This window comes from Desulfolutivibrio sulfodismutans DSM 3696 (assembly GCF_013376455.1).
GTDB lineage: Bacteria > Desulfobacterota > Desulfovibrionia > Desulfovibrionales > Desulfovibrionaceae > Desulfolutivibrio > Desulfolutivibrio sulfodismutans.
The window spans coordinates 2,521,532-2,534,241 of record NZ_CP045504.1 but is presented as its reverse complement, the minus strand read 5'-3'; the positions used below and the strand labels follow the sequence as shown (position 1 = coordinate 2,534,241).

Annotated in this window: 9 protein-coding genes; all 9 read left to right on the top strand. The window is 65.1% G+C overall.

Features of this window, described 5'->3' with window-relative positions; all coding sequences use genetic code 11:
* The first annotated feature begins 48 nt into the window (after positions 1-48).
* The 9 genes from GD606_RS11775 (at position 49) to GD606_RS11735 (ending at position 12,613) form a co-directional block, all read left to right on the top strand.
* Positions 49-513: an ATP-binding protein gene (locus GD606_RS11775; protein WP_163300537.1), complete on the top strand. Its 465-nt coding sequence runs from the start codon at positions 49-51 to the stop codon at positions 511-513.
* A complete protein-coding gene (locus tag GD606_RS11770; protein ID WP_163300536.1) occupies positions 510-812 on the top strand; it encodes an STAS domain-containing protein in 303 nt (100 codons plus the stop codon). The genes GD606_RS11775 and GD606_RS11770 overlap by 4 nt, the downstream gene beginning before the upstream one ends.
* Before the next feature lie 28 nt (positions 813-840).
* Complete coding sequence (locus GD606_RS11765) at positions 841-2,091, top strand: Hpt domain-containing protein (protein WP_246298765.1); 1,251 nt, start codon at positions 841-843, stop codon at positions 2,089-2,091.
* Positions 2,092-2,163: 72 nt separating this feature from the next.
* On the top strand, positions 2,164-4,245 hold the full coding sequence (locus tag GD606_RS11760) for a chemotaxis protein CheA (protein WP_246298764.1): 2,082 nt from the start codon (positions 2,164-2,166) through the stop codon (positions 4,243-4,245).
* A gap of 314 nt (positions 4,246-4,559) precedes the next feature.
* The gene (locus GD606_RS11755; protein ID WP_163300533.1) at positions 4,560-5,738 is read left to right on the top strand and encodes an ABC transporter substrate-binding protein; all 1,179 of its coding nucleotides are present in this window, start codon (positions 4,560-4,562) and stop codon (positions 5,736-5,738) included.
* Positions 5,739-5,762: 24 nt separating this feature from the next.
* Positions 5,763-9,116 (top strand): ATP-binding protein, encoded by a 3,354-nt coding sequence (locus GD606_RS11750; protein WP_163300532.1) that lies wholly within the window; start codon positions 5,763-5,765, stop codon positions 9,114-9,116.
* A gap of 44 nt (positions 9,117-9,160) precedes the next feature.
* Entirely contained in the window at positions 9,161-9,568 is a 408-nt protein-coding gene (locus GD606_RS11745) for a response regulator (RefSeq protein WP_163300531.1), read from the top strand.
* Between the two features lie 151 nt (positions 9,569-9,719).
* A complete protein-coding gene (locus GD606_RS11740; protein ID WP_163300530.1) occupies positions 9,720-11,588 on the top strand; it encodes an esterase/lipase family protein in 1,869 nt (622 codons plus the stop codon).
* Complete coding sequence (locus GD606_RS11735) at positions 11,585-12,613, top strand: Lnb N-terminal periplasmic domain-containing protein (RefSeq protein ID WP_163300529.1); 1,029 nt, start codon at positions 11,585-11,587, stop codon at positions 12,611-12,613. Before GD606_RS11740 ends, GD606_RS11735 begins: the two co-directional genes overlap by 4 nt.
* Positions 12,614-12,710 lie beyond the last annotated feature (97 nt).

The window sequence follows — 12,710 nt, the reverse complement described above, 5'->3', positions numbered from 1 at the left end:
ATGGCCGACGCGGAGAGCGCGGCGGGGCAAGGCAACAAGGAGGGGGGCGTGGCGTACGCATCGCATATCGACCAGGGCGGCCTGCATGTGGTTTTCACGGCCAAGCCGCGCAACATCGACCGAGCCGTGGCCGAGATCGAAGCGTTCGTGTCCCAGGACGGCGCCTGGCCGCTTTTCGACATCAAGCTCATCGTGCGCGAGGCCCTGATCAACGCCGTGCTGCATGGCGGCCCGGGCGGCGGGGGGCACGAGGTGTCCTGTACGGTGCGTTTCGTGGGCGATACGGTGGAATGCACCGTGTCCGACACCGGGCCGGGGTTCGACTGGAGGGCCAGATGCGGCCGCATCCCCCCCCTCGACGCGGAGAGCGGCCGGGGGGTCTGCATCATGGAGGCCTATGCGGACGTGATGGAATACAACGCGGCCGGGAACGTGGTCAGGTTGGTCAAAAAAAGGGGCGGGGAGTCCTGCGGGACGCCCCGGTGTCCAGACGAAGCGGGGAAGACGAAATGAACGACATGGGAAACGGGCCCGCCGCCGTGGTGCTGCGTCCGGGCCGGGATATCGTGGCCTCCACCGTGGAGGGGTTTCGCGTGCAGTGGAAGGAGGCCCTGGCGCCCGGGACCGCGTCCCTGACCGTGGACCTGTCCGGGGTGGCGATGATCGACTCCGTGGGGCTGGGGCTGCTCATCGCCACCCACAACACCCTGGGCAAGGCCGGGGGCAAACTGCGCATCGCCCACGCCTGCCCCGACATCCTGGGGCTTTTGCGGACCATGCGCCTGGACAAACATTTCATTCTGGAAGGCTGACGACGCCCGGGAGACAGGCATGGAGAGCATGGACGACGAAATCATGGCCATGTTCGTGGAGGATACCCGCGAACACCTGGGAGACATCGAATCCTGCCTCATGGACATGGAGCGGGACGGGGCGGACATCGACGAAGAACTGGTGAACAAGGTCTTCCGGGCCGCCCATTCCATCAAGGGCGGGGCCGGGTTCCTCAATCTGCAAAACACCCGGGATCTCGGGCACAAGCTGGAAAACGTGCTGCACATGATCCGCAGCCGCGAGATCGCCCCGGACACCCGGGTCATAAGCATCCTGCTTGGCGGTTTCGACCGTCTGCGCAGCCTGGTGGAGATGGGCCCGGCGGGCGACGCCGAGGACATCTCCGGGCTTTTGGCCATGCTGTCGGACCTGGCCGTGGAGCATCTGCCCGAGGAGAAAAAGGACGATCTGGCCAGGACCGTGGACATCGCCCTGCCGGGCGGCCGGGTGCTTTTCACCGAGGATCGCCTGAGCCTGGATCAGGCCGTCAGGGGCGGCCGGATGCTCTATCTCGTGGAATACGACCTCATCCACGACGTGCATGCCCGGAAAAAGACCCCCCTGGACATCTTTTCGGCCATGGAGGCCAGCGGGCTGATCCTGGACTGCCGCATGGATCTGGCCGCCGTGGGCGACCTGGACGCCCCGCCGACCAACAGCATCCCCCTGTACGTCCTTTTTTCCACCATCGTCGAACCCGATGTGGTCAGCTACCTCTTTGCCCTGGACGAACGCCGCATCACCCCCGTGGACGTGGCCTCCCTTTTGGCCGGGGAGGCCCCGGCCGCTGCCGCGCCCCCGGCCGCTGCCGCGCCCCCGGATGCCGCGCCGCCGACCGCGTTCCATGTCCCGGCGGCTGAGGCGGCGGCCTCCGCTGAGACGGCCGACCCCGGGGAGCGCGTCGGCGCGTTGCGGCTTTCCCGTGCGCCGGACCACACCCGGCTGGCCGTCGCCCCAGACGCGGTCGGCGCGGCCGGGGCCGTCGAACTGACCGGGGCGGACCTGGCCCAGGCCCTGACGATCTGCCTGTCCCGGGGGCTTGCGGTCAGGCTGGATTTCCCCCCCCAGGCCGAACCCGGCCTGGACGGCCTTTTGGCCCTGGTCAGCGCGGCCCGGACCTTCGCCGCCCGGGGCCTCTCCCTGTCCCATGCGGACGGGGTTCCCGCCGGGGTCGCCGCCCAGGCCGCCCGGGCCGGATTTACGCTCAGGGCCCTGGCCGAGGCAGGTGTGGGCGGCGATCTTTTTGGCGTTGCCTGAGAAGCGGTCGGGAAAGCCTGGAAAAGGGGGAGAAACTCCCCCGGAGGAACGCGGATGGCCCTGGAAAACGGAATGCGAGACCTGTTCATGGAAGAGGTGGGGGAAACCCTGGCCGAACTCGACACCGCGCTTCTCGAATTGGAGAAGGCCCCGCACGACGCGGAACTGATCAATCGCATCTTCCGGGGGGTGCATACCCTCAAGGGGGCCTGCGACATGTTCGGCGTGGACGACGCCGTGGCCCTGGCCCATGCCGTGGAATCGGTGTTCGACCATGTGCGCGGCGGCTGGCGGGATGTGGACAAGGCCCTTATGGACCTGGCGTTTTCGGCCAGGGACCGGTTTGCGGCCATGCTGGCCGAGGGCGCGGACCCGGCCGCCGAAAAGGACGAGGCCCTTTTGCAGGCCTTTCGCGATCTGTTGCGCACCACCAATCTTACCGGGTCGCAGACGGCCGCCCCGGCCGCCCCGGGCGTTGTCGCGCCCGAGGCGCCGACCGCCCCGGCCGCCGCCACGTTCCGCATCCGCTTCGCCCCCAGGCGGACGGAGGGCGTCCTGGCCATCCTGGACGAACTGCGGGGCCTGGGGGAGTGCCGGGTGGAGGCGGATCTGGCCGAGGCCCCCCTGCTCCCCGATTTCGACCCTGCCGTCTGCCCGGCCCGGTTCACCGTCCTGGTGACCACGGACAAGGGCGAGAACGCCCTGCGGGACGTATTTCTTTTCCTCGACGACAGTTCCGAGGCCACGATAGAGGCCGTCGAGGAATGGGAGCTTTCCGACGCCTGGCAGGCCCCTGCCGCGACGGCCGCCGGGGATGCGCCCGAGGTCTTGGCCGAACCGGCCCCGGACGGCCCTGGGGCGTCGCAGGCTGCGCCGACGGCGGCCCCGGCCGTCTCCCGGGAGAGCGGCGCGTCAATTCCCGTGGCCCCCGTGCCCCCCGAGGAGCCCGTGGCCCCCGAGGCCGCCAAGGCCGTGCGCAAGGCGGCCCCCAAGGAGGCGGTCCACAGCCTGCGGGTGGACGCCGTCAAGCTCGACGAACTGGTCAACCTGGTGGGGGAGCTGGTCATCGCCCAGGCCCGCCTGAGCCAACTGGCCGGGGACATCCGCCATCCGGCCTTGACCGGCGTGGCCGAGGAGATCGAGCGGCTCTCCAACGAACTGCGGGACAACACCCTGGGTATCCGCATGCTGCCCATCGGCACCACCTTCAGCCGCTTCCGGCGGCTGGTGCGCGATCTGTCCTCGGACATGCAGAAGCAGATCGAGCTGGTCACCGAGGGCGGCGAGACGGAGTTGGACAAGACGGTCATCGAGCAGCTCGGCGATCCCCTGGTGCATCTGTTGCGCAACAGCATCGACCACGGCATCGAACCGCCCCGGGAACGCATGGAGTGCGGCAAGCCGCCCGTGGGGAAGATCACCCTGTCCGCCGAGCATGCGGGCGGGGAGGTGCTCATCCACATCATTGACGACGGCCGGGGCATGAATCCGGAGAAGATCCGGGCCAAGGCCGTGGAAAAGGGCTTGATTCCCTCCGATGCCCGGATGACCGACGCCGAGATCTTTAATCTGATCTTTCTGCCCGGCTTCTCCACGGCCGAAAAGGTGACCAACGTCTCCGGCCGGGGCGTGGGCATGGACGTGGTCAAGCGGGGCATCGATTCCCTGCGCGGCAAGATCGACATCCAAAGCGATCCGGGCGCGGGCAGCCGCATCATCATCAAGCTGCCGCTGACCCTGGCCATCATCGACGGATTGCAGGTCAGATCCGGCGGGGAGCACTACATCATCCCCCTGTCCCTGGTGGAGGAATGCGTGGAGCTGTCGCGGCAGACGGCAAGCCTGTCGGGACGCAACCGGACCATCCATCTGCGCGGGGAGATCGTGCCCTACATCCGGCTGCGGGAGGTGTTCGGGCTGCCGGGCGACGCCCCGGCCATCGAACAGGTGGTGGTCACCCGGCACGAAGGGGAGCGGGCCGGATTGGCCGTGGACGAGGTGGTGGGACAGCAGCAGACGGTGATCAAGAGCCTGGGCAACTACATCGGCAGCGTGGAGGGCATCTCCGGGGCCACCATCAACGGCGACGGGTCCATGTCGCTGATCCTCGACGTGCCCACGCTCGTGGCCTCGGTCAAACGCCAGGCAGCCTGAGTTTTTTTCATATGCCGTAGCGGCGGCCGCATCGGCCGCGCGGGTATGTTCTTCCGCGTCGATTCGTTCGCCAAGGCGGACGCGTCTTCTTTGTTTGCGATCCTTCTTCGATTTTGTACGGCGCGTATGCGTCGGCGAGACATCAAATCCCGTATCGCCAGGAAAGACACCAGCCAGATGGGCGCTGGAGTTCTTTTCTGCTTCTTTTTTCTTCGTAGGCTATGCCTTGCGGCATTCTTGGCGTATCAGAGGCAATGAACGTGACGATGTTGGATGAATGTTGCCGGTCCTTCGGAATGCATGGAGAAGCAGAAATGAAATTGTGCAGGATTTCGCCCGTCTTTTCTCTCTTTGTGCTGTGTCTGGCATTGCCGCCGTTCGCCTTTGCCCAGCAGAATTATCAGCCGGTACATAAAAACGGCGAGGGAAAGTGGCGCATCGGTTTTTACCAGGGCGGCGAATACAACGACTATGCCCCTGTCACCAAGGCCCTGGTGGGGCGTTTGGCTGAACTGGGATGGATCAAGCCGTCCATCGGGGAATGCCTGGCCACGGCCAGGGATTCCGAATCGGTCTGGACCTGTCTGACCCGGGCGGACAGCGACTATCTGGAGTTCGTGGCGGACGCCTTCTGGACGGCGCAGTGGAAAGACGATCTGCGCCAGGCCCGGCGGGCCGATTTCATGAACCGGGCCACGACCCGGCGTGACCTGGATCTGGTCCTGGCCCTGGGAACCTGGGCCGGGCAGGATCTGGCCACGGACGAACACGATATCCCGGTGCTGGTCTGCTCGACGTCAAACGCCCTGTTTTCGGGGATTGTCCAAAGCGCCGAGGATTCCGGACACGACCATGTGCATGCCCGGGTCGATCCCACCCGGTACGCCCGGCAGGTCCGGCTGTTCCACAGGATCGTGGGGTTCAAAAGGCTGGGCGTGGTCTATGAGAATTCCCGGGAAGGGATCAGCTATGCGGGCATGGACCAGATCGGGCCTGTGGCCCGGGAACTCGGTTTCGAACTGGTGACCTGCGAGGCGCCGTTTTCCGGCGTGACCCAGGCGGAGGCCGAGGGGGCCGTCCTGGCCTGCCATGAGGAGTTGGCCGCCAAGGTGGACGCCGTCTACCTGACCATCCATCGCGGCCTGAACATGAAAAGCATCGGCCGACTCCTGGAGCCGCTTTTCGCCCGCAACATTCCCACCTTCGCCATGGGAACCCTCTACGAGGTCAATGCCGGGGCCATGATGAGCATGGCCCAGCCGGACTTTCGCTATGCCGGGGATTTCTACGCCGAGACCATGGCCCGGATACTGCGGGGCGAGCGGCCACGGGACATCAGCCAAATCCTGCTCGACCCCCAGGACGTGCGGGTCAACATCGCGGTGGCCAAGCGCATCGGATTCCACCTTCCCGTGGACATCATAAGCGACGCCCAGGAAACGCTGAGCGTCATTGAGGACTATCGCGAACAGCCGGATTCGGCTGGAAAATAGACGGTCAAAGGCACAGCGCAAACCATGTTCCATAAATTCTCGGCGAAAATCATCTTTGTGATCATCGCCACCATCGCGGTCATGGCGACGGGGATCGCCGCCACATCCTGGAGGAGCATCGTCGAGACCAGCTATGCGACGCAAAAAAATTCAGCCGTCAATATCCTGCGTCTGGTCGCCCAGAACATTCAGAATCAATACAGCCAGCTTGTGGATTTCGAGGTGGAGTTCATCGTCAAGCGCCGGGAACTCCTGCAACAGGAGAACGCCACGGTCCTGGCCCGCCTCGACGTCCTGTCGCGCATGTCCCAGGAAGGCAGGATCACCGAGGAGCACGCCAAGCGTCAGGCCTTGGAGTGGATCGACAGCCACAGAACGCCCCAGCGGGATGTCATCGTCTTCGACAAGGACGCGGTCAGTTTGTCCCAGGCCGACCGGGCCATGATCGGCAAGCCGCTGACGGGATTTCGCAACATCCGTGGCGGGGATGCCTTTGCCAGCATGATCGAGCGGCTGGACAACGCCCGTGAGAATTATGCGGTCATTTCCTGGCCGACCTCCCCCGGCGGGCCCACGCGCAAGCAATTGGCCATCTCTTCCGCCTTCCCGGCCTGGGGATGGGTTATCGCCAGGACCGAACCCATCGACAGCCTGGAGGATATCGTGGCCTCCAAACGCGAGGCCATTCTCAGGGATGTGACCCGGACCATGCAGGAGACAGACCTTCCGGGCTCGGGCTCTCTTTTTCTGGTGCGCGGCGACGGGGAAATCCTCATGCATCCCTCGCTTCCCCGGGGGCCGCTGGACAGTTCCCTGGCCGCGAGCCTCATACCCCGCCTGAAGGCGGCCGCGCAAACCCCCGGCGTCCCGTTTTCCTTTGCCTGGCCGCCCCCCGGAAATCATGAGCCGCCAAGCCAGGAAATCGTTTTTGCCCAATATTTCAAGCCCTTTGACTGGTACATCTGCTACAGCCTCAAGGAGGAGGATCTGTCTGCCGCCGCCACCGGCCTGACCCGGGAGCTTCTGGAGATCATCCTGGTGGCGGCTCTGTTGAGCATCGCCACCCTGCTGTACTTCCTGCGGCGGTTCACCCGGCCCGTCCTCAAGCTTATGGAACTGATCACAGGGCTGCCCGAGCGGGAGTTCGTGCTGGATCAGCGCGGCCACGAGACCCTGGCCATGCTTTCGGAAGGGCGAACCGACGAGGTCGGCCGGTTGAGCGACGCCTTCCGGGGGCTTTTGGGGCGGCTGGAAAGCCACCTGGAGGAACTGGGCCAACTCGTCCTGGAGCGGGCCATGCACATCCGGGCCCTGGAAAACGCCGCACTCACGTTGGAGGCCCGGGTGTCGGAGCGAACGGGCAACCTGCGGCGCGCCAACGAGCGGCTCACCCTGGAGATACGCCAGCGGGAGGAGGCCACCGACTCCCTGCGCAGCAGCGAGGAAAAGTTCCGGGCCCTGGCCGAGAGCATGCCCGGCATGGTGTACCTCGTGAAAAACGACGACCAGTTCACCATGCTCTATCTCAACGGGTATGCGCGACGCCTGACGGGATATCCTGCGGAGGATTTCCTGGAAGGCTTTGTCTGCTTCCTGGACCTTCTACATCCCGACGACGTGGCGGGCGTGCGCACCCAGGCCGCCCAGGCGGTGGCGTCCAACACGCCCTACCGGCTGGAATATCGCATCCGGCGCAAGGACGGGCAGTGGCGCTGGATGGAGGATCATGGCACCGGGGTGGCGGCGGCGGACGGCAGCACAGCCTATCTCGAAGGGATGATCAACGACGTGACGGATCGTGTCGAGGCCCAAACAGTGCTGCTTGCGGCCAAGGAGCAGGCAGAGGAGGCCAGCCGGGCCAAGTCGGATTTTCTGGCCAACATGAGCCACGAGATTCGCACGCCCTTAAACACCGTCCTGGGCATGACCGAGCTGCTCGGAGAAACGGACCTGGCCCCCCGCCAAAAGCGGTACGTCTCCAACCTGGCCGCCTCCGGCGGGCAACTGCTGGAACTCATCAGCGATATTCTCGATTTCTCCAAGATTGAGTCGGGAAAACTGGACATTGATCTGGAGCCGTTTGCGCTGGGCGACATGCTGCGCGATGTGGCCGCCATCGTCCGTCCGGCGGCCGAGAAAAAAGGCCTGGTCTTCGAGGTGCGGCTCGACCCCGGGGTGTGGGGCTGGCGGCGGGGAGATGTTATCAGGATCAAACAGATTCTCGTGAACCTGGCCTCCAACGCGGTCAAATTCACCCCCTCCGGAGACGTCTGCATCAGCGTGTCGGCCGATGCCCAGGACGCAGGCCGCGTGCTGTTTCGCGTTACGGACACGGGCGAGGGCATCGCCAAGGACAGGCAGCAGGCGGTTTTCGACAAGTTCACCCAGGCCGATCCCACGGTTCACACCCGGTACGGCGGCTCGGGGCTCGGGCTGACCATTTCGCAAAGGCTGGTGCAGGCCATGGACGGGAAGATCTGGCTTGAGAGCGAGGAGGGCCGTGGTACGACCTTTTTTGTCGAGCTGCCCCTGCCCTGCTGCCCGCCGCCAGCCGAGGCCGCAGCCAGCCCGGCCGACCCCCGGGCGCCGTTGACCAGCCATATGCCCGTGCGGGTTCTGGTGGCCGAGGATGTGGCTGCAAACCAGGAAGTGTTGCGCCTGTATCTGCAGGACGCCCCCGTGGCGCTGGCCTTTGCCGCAACGGGCGAGGAGGCCGTGGCCCTGTTTCGGGCGCAACCCTTCGATGTGGTGCTCATGGATATCGAGATGCCCGGGATGGGCGGCCTTGAGGCCACCCGGGCGATCCGGGCCCTGGAGCGCGAGACGGGCCGCCCGCGGTCGCGCATCCAGGCCTTGACGGCCCACGCCCTGCCCGAGTTCCGGGCTAGATGCCTGGCTGCCGGGTGCGACGGATTTTTAGCCAAACCGCTGACGCGGCGCGACCTTTTTGCGGAGCTCGGGCTTAAGGCCGTCCCGGTTTTGCCCGACGCGACCGACGTGCCGGGCGCGGCCGACGTGCCGGGCGCGCCAGACGCGCCGGGCGAAAGGCCGCCCGTCCCCCCGGCCGAGGCCGGGCCGGGGCTCGTGGAGCATGTTCCCGAGGTGCTCAAGCCCCTGCTGCCCGTGTTCTTTCAGTCAGTGGACAGGCAGTTGGACGAGGCCCGGGCCAGGTTCGGGGCTCGGGACTGGGACGGCCTGCGCCGCATCGGGCATACGATCAAGGGGACGGCCGCCACCTACGGCCTGTCCGGCCTGTCGGCCTTAAGCCTTGACCTGGAAACTGCGGCGCGGGAAATGGACATGGCGGGCGCCCGGGTCTCCCTGGAAAAATTGTGCCAGGCCCGGGGGCAGGTGAAGATCGAATACCGGCCGGGATGAGGTCGGTTTGCGAGGGAGCCGGAGCCATCGAGAAAGGAGGGGCCATGAAGTTTCTGATTGTCGACGACGACCTGGCCATGTGCCATATCCTGACATTCTACCTGGCCCGGTATGCCCGGTGCTTTTCCGCCACCAGCACTGCCGAGGCCTTGAAGCTGTTCACCCAGCATCTTCGGCGGGAACCGTTTCATACGGTGTTCATGGACATCGAGATGCCGGGATTCAAAGGCCATGACATCGTGGAGCTGTTCCATGAGGCCGAGGAAAAGAGCCGCATCCCGGAGAGGCAGCGATTCAACCTGGTCATGGTCTCGGCCCATGCCGATTTGGATAACATCAACATTTCCCTGTATAAAAACAGGGCCAAGTGCTTTATCAAGAAACCCTTCACCGAGGACGAGCTCCTGCAGGAACTGCGGGCGGCAAAGATACTGGACGGAAACGTGATGTAAACCCCTTTTCCGGGAAAGACTGGTGTGTTAAAGGATCGGCAACGAGAAGGAGCAAAAGCGGGGGAACATGGATATGCAATCGGTTTGCGTTCATCTCGCACGGAGCCTCCGCAGCGATGCCGTGTCCCGGCATATGGGGGCCTTCCTTGCCATGGTGCTTGTCGCCGCCCTGGCCGCAGGGTGCGCAGGCATTACGGTCAAACGGGTGGACCCCGGCAAGCGGATGGAGTCGTTTGACCGCAGTGCGCTTTCTTCCAGCAGGCCCAGCGAACGCACCATCGCCTTCCTCAAGCAGCGGGATCTGGAAGACTATTGGAAAAGCGACCCCCTCGGACTCATCACCATGCTCGACGCGCAATACCGCGACGACCCCTCCGGGGATACGCTTTTTGCGCTCATGGAGATCTGCCGCCTGGAGGCCGAACGGAACAAGGCCGTCCCGGAAGACGCCGCCGTCAGGCATCTTTCCTGCGCCCTCTATGCCTACCTGTACCTCCTGAACCTCAAAGACAACCCGCAAGGCAATCTGTACCACCCGTATTCGCGCCTGGCCGCCCAATTCTACAACACCTCCCTGGCCAGATATCTTCTGTACGCCAGGGAAAGCGGCCTGCGGTATGAACACGGCCGCAAGCTCAGGCTCCTGGTCGGGCAGATCGAACTCGACCGGCGACACTCCGAGTTGTCCTGGAACCCCGAGGAGTTCGCCGGATTCAAACTGGCCTATGAATACGAGGTGGGGGGGCTTGAGACATACAATGTGAATCCGGGGCTCGGGGTTCCCATGGCCCTGATCCGGAAGCAGCAGGAACGGGATACGGCCCGGCCCGAGGACAAGTTCCTTCCGACCATCGAGCAGACCTACGCGGCCACCGCGTTTTTGCGCATCAAGCCGGAACCGGAGGGCGGCAACACCTTCACGGCCGATTTTGAGTTGTACGACCCCATGAAAACCGACTCCATCCGGTTGGGCGACGTCTCCGTGCCCCTGGAGATCGACCTCACCACGCCCCTGGCCTACATGATCGCCAACGCCCCCTCGCCGCAGGGAATCACGGGCCTTATGGACCCCGAGGCCACGGCCCCGCAGCAGGGCCTGTACATGTTGCAGCCCTACCAGCCGGACAAGATTCCGGTGATCTTCGTGCACGGGCTCATGTCCTCCCCCCGCACCTGGTTGAACATGCTCAACGGCCTCATGGGCGATCCGGTCCTGCGCCGCCGCTACCAGTTCTGGTTTTTCAAGTATCCGACGGGCAATCCCGTGCTGTATTCGGCCGCGACCCTGCGCGATTCCATCGCCCAGGTGCGAACGGCCTTCGACCCCGAGGGCAGGGACGCCCAGTTCAACAAGATGGTCATTGTGTCGCACAGCATGGGGGGGCTTTTGACAAAGACCATGGTGCAGTCCAGCGGCACGCACCTGTGGGACATGTTCTCCGATGTCGGCATTACGGACATGGACATCACGCCGGACGAGAGGGCGTTTTTGTCCAGGCTGTTTTTTTTCGAGCCGCAGCCCGCAGTGTCGCGGGTGGTGTTCATCGCCACGCCGCACCGTGGGGCCGGGATGGCCGTGGGCACCATCGGCCGCATCGGCCGGGCCCTGGTGACCCTGCCCGCCACCCTCGTCAAATCGACGGCGGGCGTGTTCGCCCATTTGGCGAATAAACGCTCGCCCCATGCCTCGCAGGCCCTGCACAGCCTGGATTCCCTGCCCACGGGGATCGATTCCCTGGCGCCGAGCAACCCTGTGCTCAAGTACCTGGTGGAGACCGAAATCCAGGTTCCCTACCATTCCATCATCGGCAACGACCGTGTGGCCAAGCCCGGCGGCACGGACGGCGTCGTGCCCTATACGAGCTCCCACCTGGACGGGGCCGCGTCGGAGCTGGTGGTGCATTCCGGCCACAACGCCCAGGAGCACCCCCTGGCCATCCGAGAGGTGCGGCGCATCCTGTTGGAGCATCTCGGGGAGGCCTCCGGCAGCGGCGGGAAGACCGTGGCGGGGGGCCAGTGAAGGCGCTGCGGGCGCTTTCGCGGATCGCGGCCGCCGCCGGGGCGGTCCTGGCGACCGTCTGGGCCAGCCTGGCCGCCTACTGGTCGGACATCCCCGGCCAGACCGGGAGAACGGCCCTGGCGGCGGGCATCGTCCTGGCGGCGGTCCTGATTTTTGCGGGCATCCGGCGGCGGGCCGTGGCCTATGCCGTCTTTGCGGCCGCGCTGGCGGGCTTTGTCCTGTGGTGGGCCGCCATCCCCGCCTCCGGCGTCCGCGACTGGCAGCGCGACGTGGCCGTGCTTCCCTTCGCCCAGGTGCAAGGCGACATGGTCACCGTGCATAACATCCGCAATTTCGCCTACACGACCGAGACCGACTACCAACCGGGCTACTACGACAGGACGTTCGACCTCACGACGCTCGATTCCGTGGACCTGATCGCGGTCTACTGGATGGGCGACGCCATCGCCCACGTCATGGTGAGCTTCGGCTTCGGGGGCAGGGACTATCTGTGCCTGTCCATTGAAACGCGCAAGGAGGTTGGCGAGGACTATTCGTCGATCAGGGGCTTTTTCAAGCAGTACGAACTGACCTATGTGGTCGCCGACGAACGGGATCTGATCCGCCTGCGCACCGGGTACCGCAACCCTCCGGAAGACGTGTACATCTACAGGACGCGCATGACGCCGGAGAACGCCCGCCTGTTTTTCATGGAATATATGAAGGAGATAAACCGGCTGCACGAGACGCCCGAGTTTTACAACACGCTGACAACGAACTGCACCACCAACGTGGTGCAGCATCTGCGGGCCTTCGGCGGCAAGGCCCGCTACAATTGGAAGATCCTGCTCTCAGGCTATGCGCCTCGCTACGCCTACGAGATGGGGGCACTCGACGACACCCTGCCCTTCGAGGCCCTTCGGGCTGCGGGCCATGTGAACGGCAAGGCCGCCTCGGCCGGAAATGGTGACGATTTTTCGGCCCGGATCAGGGAGGGTCTGCCGGGCGTGCCGCCCCTTGCCTCCAGGGCGGCCTCCGGTAGGTGACGGGTGGAGGCCGCATGCCTGGGAGCGGTGGACCGCGCCGCAGGCGGTGGACGGCCCGCAGGTCCGGCCCCCTGATCCCGCCAGCCCGGAACCAGGC

What these genes read in the sequence shown, in the direction of transcription:
- GD606_RS11740 (WP_163300530.1), top strand. Translation starts at nt 9,720, where the DNA reads ATGGTGCTTGTCGCCGCCCTGGCCGCAGGGTGCGCAGGCATTACGGTC.
- GD606_RS11750 (WP_163300532.1), top strand. Translation starts at nt 5,763, where the DNA reads ATGTTCCATAAATTCTCGGCGAAAATCATCTTTGTGATCATCGCCACC.
- GD606_RS11770 (WP_163300536.1), top strand. Translation starts at nt 510, where the DNA reads ATGAACGACATGGGAAACGGGCCCGCCGCCGTGGTGCTGCGTCCGGGC.
- GD606_RS11745 (WP_163300531.1), top strand. Translation starts at nt 9,161, where the DNA reads ATGAAGTTTCTGATTGTCGACGACGACCTGGCCATGTGCCATATCCTG.
- GD606_RS11765 (WP_246298765.1), top strand. Translation starts at nt 841, where the DNA reads ATGGACGACGAAATCATGGCCATGTTCGTGGAGGATACCCGCGAACAC.
- GD606_RS11760 (WP_246298764.1), top strand. Translation starts at nt 2,164, where the DNA reads ATGCGAGACCTGTTCATGGAAGAGGTGGGGGAAACCCTGGCCGAACTC.
- GD606_RS11755 (WP_163300533.1), top strand. Translation starts at nt 4,560, where the DNA reads ATGAAATTGTGCAGGATTTCGCCCGTCTTTTCTCTCTTTGTGCTGTGT.